This window comes from Nitrosomonas sp. ANs5, assembly GCF_050584665.1.
Lineage (GTDB): Bacteria > Pseudomonadota > Gammaproteobacteria > Burkholderiales > Nitrosomonadaceae > Nitrosomonas.
On the sequence record NZ_JBEUDO010000012.1, the window covers coordinates 1 to 21,572 of the forward strand.

The following is a 21,572-nucleotide window of genomic DNA, read 5'->3' on the forward strand; positions in this document are numbered from 1 at the left end:
CCACCCCATCAGCACCATTCGCGCCTATTCGTGGTTACACACCCCCAGCAAGGCCAGTGGCAATATGGCCCACAACCGATCATGACGCCCCATACAGGCGCCTTTCCAGATCGGTGTGGTCCAGAATCGACGCACTGATTTCTTCTATTGAAATACCGCTGGTATCGATAAAGGGAATATCGAATTGCCTGTACAGCTGATTTTGCCACTCGAGTTCCCGCTGGCATTCGGGCAATGAAGCGTAACGACTACCAGGATAGCGTTCTTCACGGATAGCATGCAGTCGCTCAACGCTGAGCGTCAAACCAAACAGCTTGTTGCGCAACGCTTGTAGCGGCGGCGGCAAACGGACGGCACGCATATCTTCCGGTGTAAATGGGTAATTGGCAGCCATCACCCCGTATTGCAGCGCGAGATAGACGCAGACCGGCGTTTTACCGCTGCGCGACACGCCCACCAGGATCACATCTGCGTCCGCCAGTACTTTGGCATTCACACCGTCATCACTATTCAAAGCATACTGAATAGCAGCAATACGCCGGAAATAAGAGACCTCCTGTCTCAATCCATGAGAGCGGCCAGGGACGCGGGCGGAGGGTTGCTGCAAAATGGCTTCCAGAGAACCCAGATAGGTCTCGAAGAAATCAAAAAAATGGCAATCCGCCTGACGCACGACAGCGAGTATCGCCGGATCCAGCAAAGTGCTGAATACCAGCGGCCGCTGCCCTTCCTGCACGCCCACGGTATTAATGCTTTCGACGACAGTTTGCGCCTTGTGGGTACTATTCAGAAAGGAAATATAGTGTTTCTTCCATTCTATCCCGTCAAATTGGGTCAGCAGACTGTGCCCCAGCGTTTCCGCCGTGATGCCCGTTCGGTCCGATAAAAAGAATATGCTGCGTTGCGACATGATGGCTATTTCTCCGCATCAGCCAAGTGCAGCCAGGTATCGATCACTGTATCCTGATTCAGGGAAATGCTGCTGATACCCTGCTCGACCAGCCACCGAGCGAACTCGGGATAATCGGACGGTGCCTGACCACAAATTCCGACATATTTGTTCTGTTTGCGACAGCTCTCTATCGCCATACTCAACAATTTCTTGACCGCTGGATTGCGTTCGTCAAACAAATGCGCAACCAGTTCCGAGTCGCGATCCAGCCCTAGAACCAACTGGGTCATGTCATTGGAACCGATCGAGAAACCATCGAAATATTCAAGGAATTCCTCTGCCAGCACAGCATTGGATGGAATCTCGCACATCATGATCAGGCGCAAATCATTGCGCCCGCGTTCCAGCCCGTTCTCGGCCAGCAATGCCGTGACTTGGCGCGCTTCCTCTAGCGTGCGACAGAAGGGTATCATGACTTCCACATTGGTGAATCCCATTTCCTCGCGCACTTTGCGCAAGGCCTGGCACTCTAGCTCGAAACACTGACGGAAAGAATCGGCCAGATAACGTGCAGCGCCGCGCAGCCCGATCATCGGATTTTCTTCGTGCGGTTCATACCGGTCCCCAGCGATGAGATTAGCATACTCGTTGGATTTGAAATCTGACAGGCGCACAATTACCGCATGCGGGGCAAAAGCTGCCGCAAGTGTTGCAATACCTTCCGTCAATTTCTCGACATAAAAGCTCACGGGATCGGCATAACCGGCTATCCGCTTGTGAATGGCTGCCTTCAGATCCTCCGGCAGTGTTTCAAATTCGAGCAGGGCCTTCGGGTGGATGCCAATGATATTGTTGATGATAAATTCCAGACGGGCCAGCCCTACTCCCTGATTGGGCAGTCGGGAAAACTTGAATGCCTGGGCAGGGTTGCCAACATTCAACATGATTTTGACCGGCAGATCCGGCATCTTATCGACTTCTGTCGTAGTCCGCTGGAATTCGAGCAAGCCCTCGTAAACAAAGCCGGCATCCCCTTCCGCACACGACACGGTGACCGCCTTGCCATTTTCAATATTCTCGGTCGCGTGCTCACTTCCCACCACCGCAGGTATGCCCAATTCGCGTGCAATGATGGCCGCATGACAGGTACGTCCACCACGGTTGGTCACGATCGCCGCAGCGCGCTTCATGATAGGCTCCCAGTCTGGGTCGGTCATGTCCGTCACGAGCACATCGCCCGGTTGTATTTCTGCCATTTGCTCGATGCCTTTGATGATTCGTGCCGTTCCCTGCCCGATTTTCTGGCCCACTGCACGCCCTTGCACCAGCACTTTTCCCCGCTCACACAACCGAAACTGTTCCACAATACGATCAGCCCGGCTTTCCACGGTTTCCGGGCGGGCCTGTACAACGTACATCTGCCCATCGACGCCGTCGAGCGCCCATTCGATATCCATGGGCCGATTGTAATGCTGCTCGATAATCAATGCCTGCCGGGCCAGCTGCTCGACTTGTGCGTCAGTCAATGAGAACCGTTGACTGCGATCGGACGCGACCGGCTGCACGATGGTCGCCTGCCCCGCCTGGGTATCGCTGTAGAGCATTTCGGTCGCTTTGGTGCCCAGTCTGCGCGACAGTATAGCGGGCAATCCTTTTTCCAGATTCGGCTTATAAACGATGAACTCGTCCGGGTTGACGGTTCCTTGCACGATGGTCTCGCCGAGACCATACGCGGCAGTAATAAACACCACCTCCCGGAAACCGGATTCCGTATCGAGGGTGAACATCACGCCGCTGACACCCACATCGCTGCGCACCATCTTCTGCACACCTGCGGACAAAAATACCTGATCATGGCGAAAACCGTGATGCGTGCGGTAAGCGATTGCGCGATCGTTATACAAAGAGGCAAACACTGTTTTGATTGCCGTCAGCAGGTTATCCAGTCCCCGTACATTCAGCAAGGTTTCCTGCTGACCGGCGAAGGAAGCATCCGCCAGATCTTCTGCCGTGGCCGAGGAGCGAATCGCAAATGAGGCATCCTCACCACTGTCAGCGGCCAGTTTCTGATAGGCCTCCGCCAAGGCGTGCTTCAAACCTTCCGGCAGTTCCGCAGCCAGCAACCAGCCACGTATCGCTTTACCGGCGGTGGCCAGCGCTTGCACATCCGCCACATCAAGCGGCGTCAGTAATTGATTGATACGGTCAGACAAGTCATTGGTTTCGAGAAATTCTTGGTAAGCCCGGGTCGTCGTGGCAAACCCGCCAGGCACTTTTACGCCAAGCTGCGTAAGATGACTGATCATCTCCCCTAACGAGGCATTCTTGCCACCCACCGTGGCAACATCACTCATGCCTATTTGATCAAACCATTCAATATAGCCTGTCATTGCATAGCGCTCCTATCAAAATGACAAAATTTTGGCGCCCCGGTCAAGCCCGACCGAAACCTGTATGTTTTAAAATTTGAAAATACCGCTTGCCACCAGGCCAGAGTTTTCTGAAGGGCGGCATCACGGCTTGAACACTGCGATCAATGCAGCCCAGCAGTACGACTACGCATTACAGCCAAAATATTTGCCGTTACGCGTCACGCGCTTGCACCAGCATGGCAGCAGCAACCCGCCTGCCCTCCGTGGAAAGAATGTTATAGGTCCGGCAGGCGGCCTGTGTATCCATCACTTCAAAACCAATCCCTTGCGAAACCAGCGCCTTCATCAGAGACATATTCGGAAACCGTAGCGTTCGGCCTGTACCCAGCAGGATAATCTCAGGCTGGGCCATCAGCAGCGTATCAAAATGTTGTATATCCAGTTGCTCGATACTGCTGACATGCCAATTTTCAATGATTTGATCAGGCAGCACGATCAGATTGCATGCATAATGCACCTGATTGACCGCGACATAGCCTTCTCCATAACCCGAAAACGCATTCAAGCCGGCATAATCGGTAAGATGCAGTTTCATGGCAGTTCCCTCAAAACGATAATAATAATGTTGAGCCCGGCATGCGCAGCAGAACAAAGCAGCGGTGGGCCGCACAGCCGCTAGCATTCACAGACACCTGAGTTCTCACCCTCCGGACAAGGGCAGGCAGGCCCGCTCGGCATGCACGTCATTGCACGATTTAATCAGTAGTTTTCAACCCGGCAAAGTCTAGCGTAACATGGTATGCTTTTTTTTTGAAAGTGCTGAAATGGGGCGCAAAGCAAATAAACTGCATGATTGGCGATAAATCGGGCAGGTAAGCGGAACGTTGGGCCTGGCCCGATATCGAAACGTTTACGAGCGAAGCGAACGAATATAATCAGCGCTGCCCAAAAGCACATTTCGTACCGAACGTTTTGATACCTGTCATGCAAAGACCCATCAAGAAATCCAGCAAACTTGCCCATGTCTGTTACGACATCCGGGGGCCTGTTCTCGATCGTGCCAGACAAATGGAGGAAGATGGCCAGCGCGTCATCAAACTCAACATCGGCAATCCCGCCTCCTTTGGATTCGAGGCGCCCGACGAGATTCTGCAAGATGTCATCAGAAACCTGTCCGCCGCTTCCGGCTACTGCGATTCCAAAGGCCTGTTTGCCGCGCGCAAGGCAATCATGCACTACACCCAGCAGAAGAATATCGCCAACGTACAGATGGACGATATCTATATTGGCAACGGTGTATCGGAACTGATCATGCTGGCCACCCAGGCGCTGCTGGAAAACAATGACGAGGTACTGGTACCGGCGCCCGATTATCCATTATGGACTGCGGCAGTTTCACTGGCGGGCGGCGTTGCGCGGCACTATGTCTGCGACGAACAGTCTGGCTGGCTACCAGATCCGGAAGACATCCGCTCAAAAATTGGCAGCAATACCCGGGCAATCGTGATCATCAACCCCAACAATCCGACCGGTGCGCTCTATCCCGATGCGTTGCTGCTGGATATTATCGAGATTGCCCGGCAACATGGCTTGATCATCTTTGCCGACGAAATCTACGACAAAATTCTCTACGACCAAGCCACGCACACTTCGATCGCCTCGCTGGCTGATGATGTTTTATTCGTCACCTTCAACGGTCTATCCAAGAACTACCGCGCCGCCGGTTTTCGTTCCGGCTGGGCAGTCGTCTCCGGTAACAAACCCCAGGCCCGGGACTACATCACCGGTCTCAATATGCTTGCTTCGATGCGGTTATGCGCTAACGTCCCGGCGCAATTCGGTATTCAGACCGCACTGGGCGGCTATCAAAGCATTCACGATCTGACCATGCCCACCGGCCGGCTCAAACGTCAGCGGGATCTGGCCTGGCAATTACTGACCGATATTCCGGGCGTCACCTGCTTCAAGCCCCAAACTGCGCTATACCTGTTTCCTCGCCTCAATCCAGCGGTTTATCCAATCGAAGACGACGAGCAATTTGCGCTCGACCTGCTGCTGGAAGAAAAAGTGCTGGTCGTACAAGGCACCGGTTTCAACTGGCCCCAGCCCGATCATTTCCGGGTCGTTTTCCTCCCCAATAGCGACGACTTGACTGAAGCCATCGGCCGGATCGCGCGCTACCTCGACCGCTATCGCACACGGCGGGGAACCTGATCATATTGACCTTCAAGGCCAAGCAGCTGACTTGCGCCCTCCCATTGCGTATATAATCCGCAACTAATTTCATTCATGTTTTCAAGAAATCAACTATGAAGCCAATTTACGTAGGTTTGCTCGGCATTGGTACTGTAGGGAGCGGCACTTATGCCGTTCTGAAACGTAACCAGCAAGAAATCGTCCGCAGAACCGGGCGCAACATCGAGATCCGGATGATCGCCGACCTCGATCAGGAAAAAGCACGTCACCTGGTGGCAGGTGATCCTGTCACGATCACGACGGATGCGCACGAAGTGGTCAGGCACCCCGATATCGATATCGTCATCGAACTGATCGGCGGACAAACAATTGCCAAAGCGGCCATACTCGAAGCCATCCAACATGGCAAACATGTCATCACCGCCAACAAAGCACTGCTGGCTGCGCATGGCAACGAAATTTTCGCAGCCGCACAGCAGCACAATGTCATTGTCGCATTCGAAGCGGCAGTGGCTGGCGGCATTCCGATCATCAAGGCATTACGCGAAGGATTGACAGCCAACCGTATCGAATGGATTGCAGGCATCATTAACGGCACCAGTAATTTCATCTTGTCCGAGATGCGCGCCAAAGGGCTGGATTTCAATACCGTACTGGCTCACGCTCAGCAACTGGGTTACGCAGAAGCGGATCCAACCTATGATATCGAAGGCATCGATGCGGCTCACAAAATCACCCTCTTGGCGGCGCTGGCTTTCGGTGTGCCAGTCCGGTTCGATCAAACCTATATCGAAGGGATCACACAACTTGCCAATGACGACATACGCTATGCAGAGGAACTCGGCTATCGCATCAAGCTACTCGGCATTACCAAACGTGTATCCAGTGGCATTGAATTGCGCGTACACCCAGCATTGATACCGGTCAAGCGTCTGATTGCCAACGTAGAAGGCGTGATGAACGCAGTCATTGTCAAAGGCGATGCGGTCGGCCCAACGCTTTATTATGGCGCGGGCGCCGGAGCTGAACCGACTGCCAGCGCAGTCATTGCCGATCTGATCGATGTCACCCGCTTGTTCACCGCCAGCCCGGAACACCGCGTCCCGGCACTCGCGTTCCTTCCCGAACAGCTGTCCGACACGCCCATTGTGTCCATGGAGGCGGTAGAAACAGCCTATTATCTAAGGCTGCAAGTCATGGATAAACCCGGCGTTCTGGCTGACGTCACACGCATCCTGGCAGAATGTGGCATTTCGATCAGCGCCATGGTGCAGAAGGAACATGCCGATGAAGAAGGCAAGGTCAACATCATCATGCTCACACACAAAACTGTGGAAAAGAATGTCAATACGGCCGCAGAAAGAATACAAAGTCTGCCGGTCATGGCTGGCAAAATCATCCGGATCCGGCTCGAAGAGCTCAACAGCTAGCATCCGTATAAACTGTTCTGAATTTCTAGGAGGCTGTCCGAGAATAGCGATCGTAGCGAGGGCGAGGCTGGTTGAGTTGGATTTTTCGATCATTTGAGGCGAATAATCGTTCTATTTAACGAAAAGGATCGTAAAATCCAGCCAATCAGGCTCGTCCGCAGTAGATCAGTCTATTCTCGGACAGCCTCCTAGGGCACTTCTAAAAATTCAGAGTTTTAAACAAGACGAGGCGGGAACAAAAAATGTTGACGCAGCATATGATGGATATGTAAGGGGACATTTTTTGTGAACAACGACGTATTGTGACGAAATATGGATTTTTAGAGGCGCCCTCTATTGAACTCGAATTTCTCCCTGACATATCCGGGCTACGCTTTCGGCAAGGCGTCCCCTATCGTTGACATCCCATTTTATAGGTGAGTATGCGTTATCTTTCGACCCGGGGCGGCATGCCGCCCAGAACTTTTAGTGAAATCCTGCTGACCGGGCTGGCCCCGGACGGTGGACTGACCATCCCCGAAACTTATCCGCAAATAGACACGTCCGAACTGGAATCCTGGCGGCCGCTCGATTATCCGGCGCTTGCCTTCAAAATCCTGTCCCTGTTCATGGATGATATTCCCGCCGAGGATTTGCGTGCGCTGATCACACGCACCTACACGCCAGAGGCGTTCGGCAGCCACGATATCACACCGGTGCAAACCCTTGAACCTGGCCTGCATTTGCTGCGACTGTCCAATGGTCCGACGCTGGCGTTCAAAGATATCGCGATGCAGTTACTCGGGAATCTGTTTGAATATATTCTGGCAAAAAACCATGACGAACTGAATATTCTGGGCGCAACCTCAGGCGATACCGGTTCCAGCGCTGAATATGCCATGCGCGGCAAACGTGGTATCCGTGTATTCATGCTTTCGCCCTACGGCAAAATGAGCGGTTTCCAGACGTCGCAAATGTTTTCACTGCAGGACAAAAATATTTTCAATATCGCGATAGAGGGCGTGTTCGATGATTGCCAGGATATCGTCAAGGCAGTCAGCAATGACCGGGCCTTCAAGCAGAAATATCATATCGGCACCGTCAACTCGATCAACTGGGCACGAATTGCCGCCCAAATTGTGTATTACTTCAAAGCTTATTTTGCAGTCACTGGCTCAAGCCAGGAACAGGTCTCCTTTTCGGTGCCGTCTGGCAACTTTGGCAATATTTTCGCAGGTCATGTCGCGCGCATGATGGGTCTGCCGATCAAGCATCTGATCCTGGCAACCAATGAGAATGACGTACTGGACGAATTTTTCCGGACTGGATTGTACCGGCCGCGCACCACTGTTGAAACCAGACATACCAGCAGCCCATCGATGGACATTTCAAAGGCATCCAACTTTGAACGCTTCATCTTTGATTTGACCGGCCGTGACGCCATGCGCCTCAAGGAACTTTGGAAGTCGGTCGACCAGGGCAGCTCGTTCGATCTGTTCGGCACCGCTTTGTGGACCAAAACAAAGGATTTCGGCTTTGTTTCCGGTGCCAGTCATCATGCCGCACGCATCGCCACCATTCGCGAGTACTACCAGAAATATCAGATTCTTGTCGATACCCATACCGCCGATGGGTTGAAAGTAGGCATGGCGTTCCGCGAAAAGGATGTGCCATTGATTTGCCTGGAGACAGCCCTGCCGGTTAAATTCGCTGAAAGTATCCGGGAAGCGGTTGGATTCGAACCCCCATGCCCGAGTGGATTTAACAATCTCGAGAACCTTCCACAACGTTTCGAGCGCATGGCACCCGATGCCAATCAAGTCAAACAGTTCATCGTCAAACAAGTTGATTCGACCGACTCAACGGATGCTCAGTGAAATCAGCTGATGGGCAATAATCCTACAAGACAGTAGTCGAACAAACGCAATTCCCTGTAAAATCACAAGACAAAGGGATAGATTATCTATATCGAATGCGTCCGCTGCCCCAGGGAAAACCAAACGAATCGGCATGGACCATGGTTAACGTGACCAAGCCATCCAGCAAACAAGGCATCACGCAATGCTCAAGCGTCATGTGCCCCATGATGACGAGCCCGATCAATTTCCCTGGCGCGAACCGCAATCGCCAAAGCCTTCGCATCATCAGCAAAAGTTTGCGCTTTGCTCATCAATAGATCATATGTGAACGAAAAAAAGGAGTGTGCCATGCAATTTTCGATCAGCCGTTTTGATCCGGACAAGGATGAAAAACCTTACATGCAGGATTACGACATCGAGCTGGCCCCCACGGACAGAATGCTGCTGGATGCGCTGATCCGCATCAAGACTGTCGACGACAGCCTGAGTCTGCGGCGCTCCTGCCGGGAAGGCGTTTGTGGTTCCGATGCAATGAACATCAATGGCCGCAATGGCCTCGCCTGCATTACGCCCCTTGCCGAACTGCGCGAGCCGGTCGAGATCCGGCCCCTGCCTGGACTACCGGTCATTCGGGACCTGATCGTCGACATGACCCAGTTCTTCAAGCAATACGATTCGATCAAGCCCTATTTGATCAATAATGATCCCCCTCCCGAGACTGAACGCTTACAGTCACAAGAGGAACGGGCATTGCTCGATGGTGCCTATGAGTGTATTCTGTGCGCGTGCTGCACTACGGCCTGTCCTTCGTTCTGGTGGAATCCCGATAAATTCGTCGGTCCGGCCGGATTGCTACAGGCATATCGTTTTCTGGCTGACAGCCGCGACCAGGCCACGGCCGAACGTCTGGACAACTTGGAAGATCCCTATCGTTTGTTCCGCTGTCATGCCATCATGAACTGTGTCGATGCCTGTCCCAAGGGGCTGAATCCTACTCGCGCCATAGGCAAAATCAAAACCATGATGTTGAATAAAACCGTATGAACCACCAGGCCCGCATGCGTTGGCGCTGCCGTCGTGGCATGCTGGAGCTGGATATCGTATTACAGCGTTTTATCGACAAGCATTACGCGCGACTGGACGAACACCAGCATGAACAGCTGGAAACATTACTGTCACTTCCCGATCATGATCTGTGGGATATGATTATAGGCAATAGCGATGCGCCCGATAAGGCATTGAAACCTTTGTTGAAACTTTTGCAACAAAGTTAACCCCAAACTGACTAAGCATAAGCCCAAGAAGCTGCCCCGAAAATTTGCAGGCACTGTGCGGTGAACATGCATTTAATTGACCGCATGAGCGGAAAATTAAACCCAAATAGCGTCCGACCATACATCGTTTTGTCCCCGGTCAGCTTCCCAGCGTCAATTTTAGGATAAATGGAGAAAATTATGCCCCCACAAAACATAGCCACCTTGTCACTGGGTGAAGGCAAAGAAACCATTGAACTACCCATTCTGTCTGGTAGTGAGGGCCCTGATGTCGTCGATATCCGCTCGCTCTACGCCAAGGGTGATGTATTCACCTATGACCCTGGTTTTGTTTCTACAGCCAGCAGTAAATCAGCTATCACGTTCATCGATGGCGACAAAGGCGTGCTGCTTTATCGCGGCTACCCAATCGAGCAATTGGCAACTCGCTGCGACTTCATCGAAGTTTCCTATTTACTACTGAACGGAGAATTACCCACCCCGGACCAGAAACAGCAATTTGTGCAGACCATCAAGAATCACACCATGCTGCATGAGCAACTGGTCAAGTTCTTCAGTGGCTTCCGGCGCGACGCACACCCGATGGCCGTCATGGTCGGCGTGGTGGGCGCACTCTCCGCTTTCTATCATGAAGCCATGGACATCTCCGATGCGCTGCATCGCGAACAATCCGCATTCCGCCTGATCGCCAAGCTACCGACGATCACGGCCATGGCCTATAAATACAATATTGGACAGCCCTTCGTCTATCCGCGTAACGATCTGGACTACACGGAAAATTTCCTGCACATGATGTTCGCCACGCCGGCCGAAAAATACGTGCCCAATGCTGTCATTGCGCGGGCGATGGATCGCATTCTGATCCTGCATGCGGATCATGAACAAAATGCCTCCACTTCGACCGTCCGCCTGGCCGGTTCAAGTGGCGCCAATCCGTTTGCCTGTATCTCGGCAGGCATTGCCTGCCTATGGGGACCGGCGCATGGCGGCGCAAACGAGGCCTGTCTCAATATGCTGGAGGAAATCGGCGATGTCTCGCGTATCAACGAATACATCAATCGGGCCAAGGACAAGAATGATCCTTTCCGGCTAATGGGCTTTGGACATCGGGTTTACAAAAACTTTGATCCTCGCGCCAATCTGATGCGAGAAACCTGCCATGAAGTTCTGAATGAATTGGGATTGCACAATGACCGGTTATTCAAACTCGCGCTGGAACTGGAAAGAATCGCACTGGAAGATGACTATTTCATTTCCAAGCAACTCTATCCCAACGTTGATTTCTATTCCGGAATCGTGCAGCGTGCGCTAGGCATTCCAACATCCATGTTCACATCCATATTTGCCATGGCGCGCACCGTTGGCTGGGTCGCCCAGTGGAATGAAATGATTTCGGACCCGGAACAAAAAATCGGCCGGCCTCGCCAACTATACGTTGGCGCACCCCGCAGAGATATGCCATGATAATCACTATTTTCTTGAATTGATAAGAACCTGTGAATACCTATACTGTACAGGCTAAGAGCAAGAGAAGCGGCACTCGCTCCCCGCCTCCTTGCCAGGCAATTCCTATCTTCGCGCATCAAGCACTTTATGCTTGGGACATAGGTTGAGAAATTCTTCACAGGCCCTGGATATAATTGCGATGAAACAATTTCTAAAAAACTCGATGCTGTTTGGGGCTAACGCGGCTTTTATCGAAGCGCTATATGAGCAATATCTGGACAATCCGGCCAGTGTGCCCACCGAATGGCATCAGTATTTTGATTCACTGCAACAAACAGAAACAATCTCCGTGCGCGATGTACCGCACTCTCCCATTGTCCAGTCGCTGACACGACCGGCGACCACCCAGCCAGCAGCCACCCTACCGGAAGAACGGCAGACTGCCGCACAGTTGGCGAGCACCGAAATCAAAGAGCGCAAGCAAGTTGCCGTACTGCAGTTGATCAACACCTATCGCTTCCTGGGCGCACGCAGAGCAGCGCTGGACCCGCTCAATTTGCAACAGAAACAGGATGTACCCGAGCTCGATCCAGGTTTTCATGGCTTGAGTGATGGCGATCTGGACCAGGTATTCAACAGCGGCTCACTGGTCGGCCCGGAACGGGCCACCTTGCGCGAAATATTGCAGCGTCTGCAGCAAACTTATTGCGGCAGCATAGGCGCGGAATACATGTACATAGCCGATCTCAAACAGAAGCGCTGGATACAGAACAGGCTCGAATCGGTTGCCTCCCAGCCCAATTTCCCCCCAGAATATAAACGCCATATTCTGGAAAGACTGACTGCTGCGGAAGGATTGGAAAAGTATCTGCATAATCGCTATGTCGGCCAGAAACGTTTCTCCGGAGAGGGCAATGAAAGCCTTATTCCGTTACTGGACAGACTCCTGCAACACGCCGGCACAATCGGTGTACAGGAAATCGCCATGGGCATGGCGCACCGTGGGCGCCTGAATGTGCTGGTCAATACGCTGGGGAAAATGCCTTCCGAGCTGTTCCAGGAATTTGAAGGCAAGCATCCGCAAGCATTGACTTCCGGCGACGTCAAATATCACCAGGGTTTTTCATCCGCTGTCATGACACCTGGCGGCATTCTATACATAGCGCTGGCGTTCAACCCCTCCCATCTTGAAATCGTCAACCCGGTAGTAGAAGGATCCGTACGCGCTCGGCAGCATCGCCTGGGTGACAAAGTTGGCGATCTGGTCATTCCAGTCCTGCTGCATGGCGATGCCGCATTCTCTGGCCAGGGCGTTGTGATGGAAACCTTGAATCTGTCGCAAACCCGCGGCTATGCCACAGGCGGCACCATTCACGTCATCATCAACAATCAGATTGGCTTTACCACATCCGATCCACGCGATAGCCGCTCCACACTGTATTGCACGGACGTCGTCAAAATGATCGACGCACCGGTTCTCCATGTCAATGGAGATGACCCGGAAGCCGTTGTACTGGCGACCGAAATCGCCCTGGATTACCGCATGCAGTTTCACAAAGATATTGTGATTGACTTGGTCTGCTTCCGCCGCCAGGGTCATAACGAGCAGGATGAGCCGATGGTCACCCAGCCGTCCATGTATCGTGTCGTCCGCAAACACCCCGGCACACGCAAGCTTTATGCCGACAAGCTCATCCAGGATGGCGTGATCGACGAAGCCGCTGTGGCGGCCATGGTGCAGTCCTACCAGGACGCGATGGATTCAGGCCACAACCCCAATCCCAACATCTGCTATGACTACAAGCCCCCTCATGCCGTCAACTGGGCACCCTTCCTGAAACCGGTCAAATGGAACAAGCCGGTCAAAACCGGGGTCGCACTCAAAGATCTGAAATATCTGGCTGAACGTCTGACCGATATTCCTTCCACCTTCAAATTACATTCCAGGGTTGAGAAGATTATTGAGGATCGACGCAAAATGGGCGATGGCAATCTGCCGATCGACTGGGGTATGGCTGAAAATCTGGCCTATGCTGCTTTGCTCAAGGATGGCTACCCGATCCGGATTTCCGGGCAGGATTGTGGTCGCGGCACTTTCTTTCATCGTCATGCCGTGCTGCATGATCAGAAACGCGAACAGGACCAATGGGAAGATGGCACCTATGTCCCATTGCGCCATATTGCACCCAAGCAACCCAGTTTTGTCATCATCGATTCGATGTTGTCCGAGGAAGCTGTGCTGGGTTTCGAATACGGCTACGCCACCGCGCAACCCAATGATCTCGTAATCTGGGAAGCACAGTTTGGCGATTTCGCCAATGGCGCACAGGTTGTGATCGATCAATTCATCTCTTCTGGCGAAGCGAAATGGGGACGACTGTGCGGTCTGGTCATGCTGCTTCCGCATGGTTACGAGGGCCAGGGCCCGGAGCATTCTTCGGCACGGCTGGAGCGGTTTCTGCAGCTGTGTGCGGAATACAATATTCAGGTATGCATCCCCTCGACGCCCGCGCAAATCTTTCATTTATTACGCAGACAAATGCTTCGGCCGCTCCGCAAACCGTTGGTCATCATGTCGCCCAAAAGCATGCTGCGTCACAAGGGAGCGGTCTCTTCCCTGGAAGATCTGGCCGATGGCCACTTCCAGGCTATCATTCCCGAAACGGAAGCGCTCGATGCCGACAAAGTTAAACGCATCATTGCCTGCAGCGGCAAAATCTACTACGAGCTGATTACCTATCGGCGCGAGCACAATATTACCGATATGGCGATCATCCGCCTGGAGCAGCTTTATCCGTTTCCCCACGACGACTTTCAGGCTGAAATCGATCGCTATAGTCAGGCACAGGAAGTGGTCTGGTGTCAGGAAGAACCTGGCAACCAGGGGGCCTGGCACCGCATCCAGCACTATTTATTGCGCCATATGCGGGACGATCAAACACTCGGCTATGCATTGCGGCCATCATCGGCCTCACCCTCGGTCGGCTATCTCGCGCTGGACAGGCTATTGCAGAAACAGGCCATCGAAGCGGCATTTCGCGACAAATTATAAAACTCACAATCATCCAGGATCCCGGGTTAAAAATTAAGGAGAACATCATGCTGATCGAAGTCAAAGTCCCCGCGCTATCTGAATCGGTGGCGGAAGCCACTCTGATCAGCTGGCACAAAAAGCAAGGTGAAACGGTTGAGCGTGGCGAGAACTTGGTCGACATCGAAACCGACAAGGTCGTACTGGAACTGCCCGCGCCGCAATCCGGCACATTGGCAGAAATCATTAAGGATGACGGCGCTACCGTGACCAGCGAGGAAATCATCGCCCGCATTGATACCGAAGCACAAGATGAAAAACCCGCTGCGCAGGAGAGCACTGAACCCGCAGCAAAAACCGCTGCCGCCGAGACCCCAGAACCTGTTGCCAAGGAAGAGCAGGCCGATGCGGGTCAGCCACCAGAGACTGCGGCGGAACCTCCGTCATCCATACCGGCACTCATGCCCGCCGCCAAAAAAGCCGCGGCGGAACACCAGCTCGGCGCCCAAGAGATCGAGACCATTCATGGCAGCGGTCGCGGCGGCAGGATTACCAAGGAAGATATCCTGGAGTATGTCAAAAGCAGAAAGGAAACGCCCACACCGCAACTCGCCGAGGCTGAGTCCGGCACCTCTTCCAAGCCACCTCAAAGCGAACCTGCTGCCACAAAACCAGAGCGCCCCGAAAAGCGTGTTCCCATGACGCGTTTGCGCATGCGCATCGCCGAGCGGCTGGTCCAATCCCAGTCTACCGCCGCCATTCTGACCACGTTCAATGAAGTCAACATGCAAGCGATTCTGGACTTGCGCGCACGTTACAAGGATGCTTTCGAGAAGGAACATGGCATCAAGCTGGGCTTCACCTCGTTCTTTGTCAAAGCGGTCGTCGCCGCCCTCAAGAAATTCCCGATCCTGAATGCCTCGGTAGACGGGAACGACATCATTTATCATGAATACTACGACATTGGTATAGCCGTAGCCAGCCCGCGCGGCCTCGTCGTCCCGATCCTCCGCGATGCCGACCAACTCACCCTGGCCGAAATCGAACAACAAATCGCCGACATGGCCAAACGCGCACAGGAAGGCAAAATCACGATCGAGGAATTGACCGGTGGAACCTTTTCCATCACGAATGGCGGTGTATTCGGCTCGATGCTCTCCACGCCGATCATCAATCCACCGCAAAGCGCGATCCTCGGCATTCACGCGACCAAGCCGCGTCCGGTCGTGGAACATGGCCAGATCGTTATCCGCCCCATGAACTACCTGGCGCTCTCCTATGACCACCGCATCATCGATGGCCGCGAAGCGGTACTGTCGCTGGTCGCCATCAAAGAGGCATTGGAATACCCGGCCAGCCCTTTATTGGGCAGCTGATACACTGGCAAACCAGTGATCCACCCGGATCGAACTTATCGATCCGGGTGGATCACTCAAGGAAGTATGCTGAACAATGTCCTCCTGCAAAAAATTCGCTTGCGTTTGTTAACCTAACGGTTCATACTGTCTGTAACGGGTTTTCAAAGTATGACAGCACTTACGTAGTACCACTATTAGCGGTATCCCAGTTTGTCAGCTCCGAGTCTTGATCCTCGTCACACCGGGCAACCGCCCTTTTTAAAAATTATCGCAAGGATGCGTATTATGGCAACTGGTACTGTTAAATGGTTTAATGACGCCAAAGGTTTTGGATTTATCACACCTGCTGATGGAGGTGATGATCTTTTTGCACACTTCTCCGCGATTCAAAATTCTGGCTTCAAATCGCTCTCAGAAAATCAACAAGTGACTTTTGACGTCACCACTGGCCCCAAAGGCCTGCAGGCGTCAAATATTCAGGTGGTGAAATAATCTCACCCCCTTCTTAAGGACAATAAAAAACCCGGTTTTCCGGGTTTTTTATTGTCCTGCTTTCCCATCCGCGCAAAGTCTTGCACCTTCAAACTGCCCCTCATTCACGCTGAAGCAAGCTCCGGAAAATCAGTATAGCCTTTTGCCCCGGTAGGGCTATACCAATCCGCCATGTCGGCATCCGGGCTGAGGGGCATATGCTGGCGAAAACGCTCTACCAAGTCGGGATTGCTGATAAATGACCGGCCGAAGGCGATCAAATCAGCATGGCCAGCAGCAATGGCGGCTTCCGCGCTCGCCTGGGTGTAGCCACAGTTTCCTATCAAGGGCCCATTAAAAACTTTGCGAAAATCGCTCAGTGTCATGGGCTCGCCCAGCTCATGAAAACCGAAGCCCAGTCCATCCATGACATGCAAATAAGCAAGGCCGAATGGGTTCAACTGTTCAGCGACATAAGTGAATTGTTCGCGGAAATCGGGCGACCCCATGTCGTTGAATGATCCGTTAGGAGAAAGGCGCACGCCGACCCTGCCAGATGGCAACACTTCACAGATGGCATGTACGATTTCATGCAGAAAACGATAGCGGCGCTCGATGCTGCCACCGTACGCATCGGTGCGGTGATTGGTTTTCGACTGCAGGAATTGATCCGGCAAATAGCCATTGGCCGCGTGCACCTCGACACCGTCAAAGCCCGCCGCCTGCGCGCGCAAAGCAGCACTGCGATAATCATCGACCACTGCAGGTATTTCATCGATTTCAAGTGAACGCGGCGTTTCAGTAGCGGCTTTCCCCTCGGGCGTAGCAATATAGTCGGCATTCAGTCTGACGGGTGAAGGTGCTACGGCGGGCTTCCCATCATGAAAACTGCTATGCGAAGCCCGCCCGCAATGCCAGAGCTGCAGAAAAATCTTTCCGCCCTTGGCATGTACCGCAGCGGTCACCAGCTTCCAGGCAGCCACCATCTCCTCGGTGTATATTCCAGGCGATTCGTTCCAGCCGTTGCCCTGCTCGGAAATGGAGGTCGCTTCGGAAATAATCAATCCAGCCGATGAGCGCTGCGCATAATATTCCGCCATAAGCCTGTTCGGCAGGCGCGCCACGCCAGCACGGGCACGTGTCATGGGCGCCATGACAACACGATTCCCAAGTTTCAAACCATGCAAATCAAAAGATGCAAGCAAATTGGATGTACTGGACATAATATTCCTCAGTAATTTTCTAGAAATAGCCTAACAACACATGACGCCTCTATACAATTTTCAGCAGGATGTACGAAGCTCAGGATAGTCACTCGTCAAATCAAGCACCGACGAAATGGGCACGTCGGTTTCAGAATTTATATTCCAACGATATTGCCGTGAAGGTATCTGTTCGGGTGTTTCCGGCAGGCACATTGGAATTGTGACGAACTTTGTAGGAGGCCACCATACCTAAGGCGCCCAGCAGCTTGGTCTTTATCGCTGCCACGCCCTCGGCAAAGGTATTATGGGAGCCGCTTTCCATGGCCAGGTCGAAATTGAATGCCGCCACATCATTAAAACGGAATTCGTAATCGGTAGCCAGCCGCAAAATCCCCTCGTTCAAATTTTCATCGGTACGCCGCCTGGACTGCCGCGCACCGGCACCGATCTCGACGTTAAGGTGCTGCCGGGGCAGGTTGACCAGCCGGCGACCGTATCCGATCGCCTCACTGATTTGCTGCTTGAAGCCACCGAATCTATCTTTGCGCCAGTTGACGCGACCAAACGCATAATCGAACTTGTTGAAATCATAAGTCACACCACCACCAGCATCGTAGGCCTCAGCCGTCGTGCGCCCATCCTCACGGGCACCCAGACCGCCAGCAAAGGCATCATACTTCCATGATCCAGGCCGGTATTTCACCGACATCCGCCCATTGATGCTGTCTGTATTGGTATTGCCCGAGGTGGCCAAGTAACCAAACCGGGCCGAGCCAGACCATGGACTTTCCGGCTCTTCCTCATCCGCGTGCGCCAGCAGGCTGAACAATAATCCAAGCAACATAATAGGGAAGCCGAGCGCAAACACGCGGACATGAGTTTTCATCAACAAAATCTCGGGGGGAAACAAATCAGATGCGAGGCAGACCTACATTCGAAACCGCACTATTATACAGAAAGCGATCTGCTGCACGAACGCCCAGGGACAAAGGGGACCGCAGCCTTCATTGCCGCCTTTAGCATTTCCAAGACGCCCCAAAGGGCGGTCACGCAACAGCCTGCCGCCGGAACAGCAATCAGGTGGATGTGGTAGGATATCAAGCCGCAGGCCAAAAGACCAGCCTGCCGTAGCTGTCAGAATCGCAAGGGTTTATTTTATCAGCCAGGTATAGACATGGCCGGCAAAGTTCAGGAGGATGCCGGCGACAATCCAGAGCCAGCCATGCACCCAGAGACCAAAGATGATCATGATGAACCCAGCGGCCGCAAAAACAAGATGCAGTGGATGCGCATGTTCCAGGATCCGCTGGTCCAGCCAGCCCGCCTGCCCGCCGCACCGGTAGGATTCAAGCTTCCTGTCAGGCCAACCCCTGAAATAGCCGTACCCCAAACCCAACAAGTATACGGCTACACCTGCACCAATCCATGGCCAGGCATGCAGCCATAGGCCGCCAATCAGCATCAGCAGCCCAATCATCGCCAACAGCAGCGCAATTGGATGGGTAAAACTCAGAATCAACCGCTCGATAAATGTCGCTGGTTGACCTTCGCGATAGGCGTGGATTCTTTTTTCTGCCCATGTCATAGCTTTCTCCTCTACCAGATGAACATAACCCAATCTATGGGATCAGACTTGGTTGATCATGGCTTTCCGTCGATAATCTTCATATTTGTGATTCCCCCTTGGCGTGGGTGAGACACGCCGCTTCAGTTGTCGCTCTATTCTAGCCTTGAATTGATCACTGCCTAGTACTCCGTTCCGTCAATTAGCTTACAAATGAAATCGATGGATTCGCCTGCCAGGCTAGGCGCAAACCGCAGTCATAGCCGTAGCTATGGCGAGGATTTGCAACAACGCATGACAGGCGAAGGCGCGATTTCATGTAAGCGGTTTGGCGGAACGGAGTACTAGGCCTTGTTGGCCCGCATGACTCGGGGCCAAGATGATTTGCTACTTCTTTCTTGTATTTAACTTTCACCAGCTATCACTTGCCAGTTTGTGCTGGTGCACGCCCCCTTGATTCTATAATAGTCTATAGCTGCAAATCTTTTTCCCAGGGCAAATTCCTGTGAAACATGGTAACTAAGTGATCAATCACAATCCGGACTTTCTTTGGGACATGACGGTTTAGTGGATAGACTGCGTAAATTGTGTCAGCTACAGGGTTTGCAGAAGGTAGGGCGTTGATTAGCCGGCCCTCCATCAACGCCTTGGAGGCGATAAATAGAGGAAGAATGGCAATCCCCAGTCCTGCAATGGCCGCATCTCGCATGGATTCACCATTGTTAATGACAATCCTGCTGCGCACTACCAACGGACGGGGGGCCCGCCGGGTTCTGCTGACTCGAATTGCCAAATCTGGCTGGGCGAAACATTTGAATAGCCGATGCAAGCATGATTGGCAAGCTCTTCAATGGTGACAGGCAAGCCAGCTCGCTGGGCATAAGCCGGACTACAACAAGCTATGCGACGGCTAACAGCTAATTTGCGCGCTATTAGCGTTGAATCGCGCAGTCGTCCAATACGAATTCCAAGGTCGTAACCCTCGCCAGACAGATCAGTAATCTGATCATTTAGCTCAAGTGCAAGTTTCAGGCGTGGATAGTGGTTGATAAACGAAAATAAAATTGGCCCAAGATAGCTTGTTCCAAAAGACATTGGCGCTGCAATACGCAGTACTCCACATAAATCTTCATCTTGTTCTAACAGCGCCTCCGATGCTTGGTCAAGCTGCTGCATGATGGCACGAGCGCGTTGGTAGAATGCAGCACCTTTATCGGTTGCAACCACCCCTCGGGTGGATCGGTGCAACAATTTAACTTTCAACTTGGTTTCAAGATCACTGATACGCTTACTAACAACAGACTTTGACAAGCCCAGTCGCTGCGCAGCCGCACTAATGCTATGAGTTTCTATCGCTTGTAAGAAAGCAAGGATGTCATCAAATCGATGTTGCATTGTTCTGTATTTCCGAACGCAAATTTCGAAGAAGCGGCAATTTTCAACCAGGAGGGAAAAGTGTAATCTTAACGCATTGAATCACATCATGCGTCATTATGAACACATGGCCCGATCTCAAATTTTTACCGGGTTAGCGAAAAAGGAGGCTGCAAATGTTAGCAAAAAGTCCTGGATTATCCGAAAAAAAGTTGCGATTCATCGAACGTAAAACTGACCGTCACTGGGTGGGTGATGGCTTTCCTGTGCGGACACTGTTCAGTTATCCAAAACTTGGGCCAATGATCAGCCCTTTTCTGCTGTTTGATTACGCTGGCCCCGAGGAATTTTTGCCGACAAGCAAGCGCCTCGGTGTCGGAGAGCATCCGCATCGTGGTTTTGAGACGGTGACTATTGTTTATAGTGGAGAAGTTGAGCATCGCGACAGTTCCGGTGGTGGAGGGATAATAGGGCCTGGTGACGTGCAATGGATGACGGCAGCATCTGGCATCGTGCATGAGGAATTTCATGGTAAGAATTTTGCTAAACGGGGTGGTTTATTTGAAGCCGTCCAGCTATGGGTCAACTTGCCTGCCAAGGATAAAATGTCTCCACCGCATTATCAAAGCATCCTGAATAATCAAATTCCCTCCGCCAAGCTACCTGGTGACCAAGGTAGCATACGAGTCATCGCAGGAGAGTTCGATGGGCTTGCAGGGCCCGCCCAGACGTTTACGCCAATTCATATTTGGGATATGCGTCTTGAGAGCGAGCAACCAATCATCCTTAATGTCCCTGATGGCTACAATACCTTGCTTGCGGTACTCAAGGGCGCAATTCAGATGAATGGTTCTGAAACGATTGGCGCAGCGGAAATTGCCGTGCTCGATCCGGCAGGTGATCACGTTCATATCGATTACGCACAAAACGCAACCGTATTGTTGCTTAGTGGCAAACCAATACAGGAACCGATCGTTGGAAGTGGCCCCTTTGTCATGAACACTCAGGACGAAATTCGTCAGGCGATAGCGGATTACCAAAGCGGTAAGATGGGGCATATAGTACCTTCAGCCAGGATTTGTTAGCGGGGTGAAGGGTAACGTTTTTGAGTGTGCATGGAG

18 protein-coding genes are annotated in these 21,572 nt (G+C 52.5%); 10 read left to right on the forward strand and 8 right to left on the reverse strand.

Annotated features, from left to right (window positions below; translation table 11 throughout):
• Window positions 1–79: 79 nt before the first annotated feature.
• The 3 genes from ABTW62_RS04595 to ABTW62_RS04605 all read right to left on the reverse strand — a co-directional run bounded on the left by ABTW62_RS04595 (window position 80) and on the right by ABTW62_RS04605 (window position 3,859).
• A complete protein-coding gene (locus ABTW62_RS04595) occupies window positions 80–910 on the reverse strand; it encodes a pyruvate, water dikinase regulatory protein (RefSeq protein WP_430903409.1) in 831 nt (276 codons plus the stop codon).
• A gap of 5 nt (window positions 911–915) precedes the next feature.
• A complete protein-coding gene (gene ppsA / locus ABTW62_RS04600) occupies window positions 916–3,282 on the reverse strand; it encodes a phosphoenolpyruvate synthase (RefSeq protein WP_430903410.1) in 2,367 nt (788 codons plus the stop codon).
• 193 nt (window positions 3,283–3,475) lie between these two features.
• Window positions 3,476–3,859, reverse strand: coding sequence for an Mth938-like domain-containing protein (locus tag ABTW62_RS04605; RefSeq protein WP_430903411.1), 384 nt, complete (start codon window positions 3,857–3,859; stop codon window positions 3,476–3,478).
• A 389-nt stretch (window positions 3,860–4,248) separates the two neighbouring features.
• On the opposite strand from ABTW62_RS04605, the gene ABTW62_RS04610 reads away from it, so the two are divergent.
• From ABTW62_RS04610 to ABTW62_RS04650, 9 genes are all read left to right on the forward strand, one after another.
• Entirely contained in the window at window positions 4,249–5,478 is a 1,230-nt protein-coding gene (locus ABTW62_RS04610; RefSeq protein WP_430903412.1) for a pyridoxal phosphate-dependent aminotransferase, read from the forward strand.
• 95 nt (window positions 5,479–5,573) lie between these two features.
• On the forward strand, window positions 5,574–6,890 hold the full coding sequence (locus ABTW62_RS04615) for a homoserine dehydrogenase (RefSeq protein ID WP_430903413.1): 1,317 nt from the start codon (window positions 5,574–5,576) through the stop codon (window positions 6,888–6,890).
• 422 nt (window positions 6,891–7,312) lie between these two features.
• Window positions 7,313–8,746, forward strand: a complete 1,434-nt coding sequence (gene thrC, locus ABTW62_RS04620; protein ID WP_430903414.1) for a threonine synthase — start codon at window positions 7,313–7,315, stop codon at window positions 8,744–8,746.
• A 330-nt stretch (window positions 8,747–9,076) separates the two neighbouring features.
• Complete coding sequence (locus ABTW62_RS04625) at window positions 9,077–9,772, forward strand: succinate dehydrogenase iron-sulfur subunit (RefSeq protein WP_430903415.1); 696 nt, start codon at window positions 9,077–9,079, stop codon at window positions 9,770–9,772.
• The gene (locus tag ABTW62_RS04630; RefSeq protein WP_430903416.1) at window positions 9,769–10,002 is read left to right on the forward strand and encodes a succinate dehydrogenase assembly factor 2; all 234 of its coding nucleotides are present in this window, start codon (window positions 9,769–9,771) and stop codon (window positions 10,000–10,002) included. Before ABTW62_RS04625 ends, ABTW62_RS04630 begins: the two co-directional genes overlap by 4 nt.
• Before the next feature lie 180 nt (window positions 10,003–10,182).
• Window positions 10,183–11,466, forward strand: coding sequence for a citrate synthase (gltA, locus tag ABTW62_RS04635; protein ID WP_430903417.1), 1,284 nt, complete (start codon window positions 10,183–10,185; stop codon window positions 11,464–11,466).
• Between the two features lie 181 nt (window positions 11,467–11,647).
• Complete coding sequence (locus tag ABTW62_RS04640; RefSeq protein WP_430903418.1) at window positions 11,648–14,500, forward strand: 2-oxoglutarate dehydrogenase E1 component; 2,853 nt, start codon at window positions 11,648–11,650, stop codon at window positions 14,498–14,500.
• A 47-nt stretch (window positions 14,501–14,547) separates the two neighbouring features.
• The gene (gene odhB, locus ABTW62_RS04645; RefSeq protein ID WP_430903419.1) at window positions 14,548–15,855 is read left to right on the forward strand and encodes a 2-oxoglutarate dehydrogenase complex dihydrolipoyllysine-residue succinyltransferase; all 1,308 of its coding nucleotides are present in this window, start codon (window positions 14,548–14,550) and stop codon (window positions 15,853–15,855) included.
• Between the two features lie 267 nt (window positions 15,856–16,122).
• Window positions 16,123–16,329, forward strand: coding sequence for a cold-shock protein (locus ABTW62_RS04650; RefSeq protein WP_090411996.1), 207 nt, complete (start codon window positions 16,123–16,125; stop codon window positions 16,327–16,329).
• Between the two features lie 104 nt (window positions 16,330–16,433).
• Here ABTW62_RS04650 and ABTW62_RS04655 read toward each other — a convergent pair whose 3' ends face one another.
• The 5 genes from ABTW62_RS04655 to ABTW62_RS04675 form a co-directional block, all read right to left on the reverse strand.
• A complete protein-coding gene (locus tag ABTW62_RS04655; protein ID WP_430903420.1) occupies window positions 16,434–17,531 on the reverse strand; it encodes an alkene reductase in 1,098 nt (365 codons plus the stop codon).
• Window positions 17,532–17,661: 130 nt separating this feature from the next.
• Window positions 17,662–18,399: a DUF481 domain-containing protein gene (locus ABTW62_RS04660; protein ID WP_430903421.1), complete on the reverse strand. Its 738-nt coding sequence runs from the start codon at window positions 18,397–18,399 to the stop codon at window positions 17,662–17,664.
• A 264-nt stretch (window positions 18,400–18,663) separates the two neighbouring features.
• A complete protein-coding gene (locus ABTW62_RS04665) occupies window positions 18,664–19,098 on the reverse strand; it encodes a hypothetical protein (protein ID WP_430903422.1) in 435 nt (144 codons plus the stop codon).
• Between the two features lie 448 nt (window positions 19,099–19,546).
• Window positions 19,547–19,786, reverse strand: coding sequence for a LysR substrate-binding domain-containing protein (locus ABTW62_RS04670; protein WP_430903423.1), 240 nt, complete (start codon window positions 19,784–19,786; stop codon window positions 19,547–19,549).
• 35 nt (window positions 19,787–19,821) lie between these two features.
• A complete protein-coding gene (locus ABTW62_RS04675; protein WP_430903424.1) occupies window positions 19,822–20,472 on the reverse strand; it encodes a LysR family transcriptional regulator in 651 nt (216 codons plus the stop codon).
• 155 nt (window positions 20,473–20,627) lie between these two features.
• Here ABTW62_RS04675 and ABTW62_RS04680 point away from each other — a divergent pair, with 155 nt between their 5' ends.
• Window positions 20,628–21,536, forward strand: a complete 909-nt coding sequence (locus ABTW62_RS04680) for a pirin family protein (protein ID WP_430903425.1) — start codon at window positions 20,628–20,630, stop codon at window positions 21,534–21,536.
• Window positions 21,537–21,572 lie beyond the last annotated feature (36 nt).

What these genes read in the sequence shown, in the direction of transcription:
- ABTW62_RS04625 (WP_430903415.1), top strand. Translation starts at nt 9,077, where the DNA reads ATGCAATTTTCGATCAGCCGTTTTGATCCGGACAAGGATGAAAAACCT.
- odhB (WP_430903419.1), top strand. Translation starts at nt 14,548, where the DNA reads ATGCTGATCGAAGTCAAAGTCCCCGCGCTATCTGAATCGGTGGCGGAA.
- ABTW62_RS04655 (WP_430903420.1), bottom strand. Translation starts at nt 17,531, where the DNA reads ATGTCCAGTACATCCAATTTGCTTGCATCTTTTGATTTGCATGGTTTG.
- ABTW62_RS04665 (WP_430903422.1), bottom strand. Translation starts at nt 19,098, where the DNA reads ATGACATGGGCAGAAAAAAGAATCCACGCCTATCGCGAAGGTCAACCA.
- ABTW62_RS04680 (WP_430903425.1), top strand. Translation starts at nt 20,628, where the DNA reads ATGTTAGCAAAAAGTCCTGGATTATCCGAAAAAAAGTTGCGATTCATC.
- ABTW62_RS04615 (WP_430903413.1), top strand. Translation starts at nt 5,574, where the DNA reads ATGAAGCCAATTTACGTAGGTTTGCTCGGCATTGGTACTGTAGGGAGC.
- thrC (WP_430903414.1), top strand. Translation starts at nt 7,313, where the DNA reads ATGCGTTATCTTTCGACCCGGGGCGGCATGCCGCCCAGAACTTTTAGT.
- ppsA (WP_430903410.1), bottom strand. Translation starts at nt 3,282, where the DNA reads ATGACAGGCTATATTGAATGGTTTGATCAAATAGGCATGAGTGATGTT.
- ABTW62_RS04630 (WP_430903416.1), top strand. Translation starts at nt 9,769, where the DNA reads ATGAACCACCAGGCCCGCATGCGTTGGCGCTGCCGTCGTGGCATGCTG.
- ABTW62_RS04640 (WP_430903418.1), top strand. Translation starts at nt 11,648, where the DNA reads ATGAAACAATTTCTAAAAAACTCGATGCTGTTTGGGGCTAACGCGGCT.
- ABTW62_RS04670 (WP_430903423.1), bottom strand. Translation starts at nt 19,786, where the DNA reads ATGCGAGATGCGGCCATTGCAGGACTGGGGATTGCCATTCTTCCTCTA.
- ABTW62_RS04660 (WP_430903421.1), bottom strand. Translation starts at nt 18,399, where the DNA reads ATGAAAACTCATGTCCGCGTGTTTGCGCTCGGCTTCCCTATTATGTTG.
- ABTW62_RS04605 (WP_430903411.1), bottom strand. Translation starts at nt 3,859, where the DNA reads ATGAAACTGCATCTTACCGATTATGCCGGCTTGAATGCGTTTTCGGGT.
- ABTW62_RS04610 (WP_430903412.1), top strand. Translation starts at nt 4,249, where the DNA reads ATGCAAAGACCCATCAAGAAATCCAGCAAACTTGCCCATGTCTGTTAC.
- ABTW62_RS04675 (WP_430903424.1), bottom strand. Translation starts at nt 20,472, where the DNA reads ATGCAACATCGATTTGATGACATCCTTGCTTTCTTACAAGCGATAGAA.
- ABTW62_RS04650 (WP_090411996.1), top strand. Translation starts at nt 16,123, where the DNA reads ATGGCAACTGGTACTGTTAAATGGTTTAATGACGCCAAAGGTTTTGGA.
- gltA (WP_430903417.1), top strand. Translation starts at nt 10,183, where the DNA reads ATGCCCCCACAAAACATAGCCACCTTGTCACTGGGTGAAGGCAAAGAA.
- ABTW62_RS04595 (WP_430903409.1), bottom strand. Translation starts at nt 910, where the DNA reads ATGTCGCAACGCAGCATATTCTTTTTATCGGACCGAACGGGCATCACG.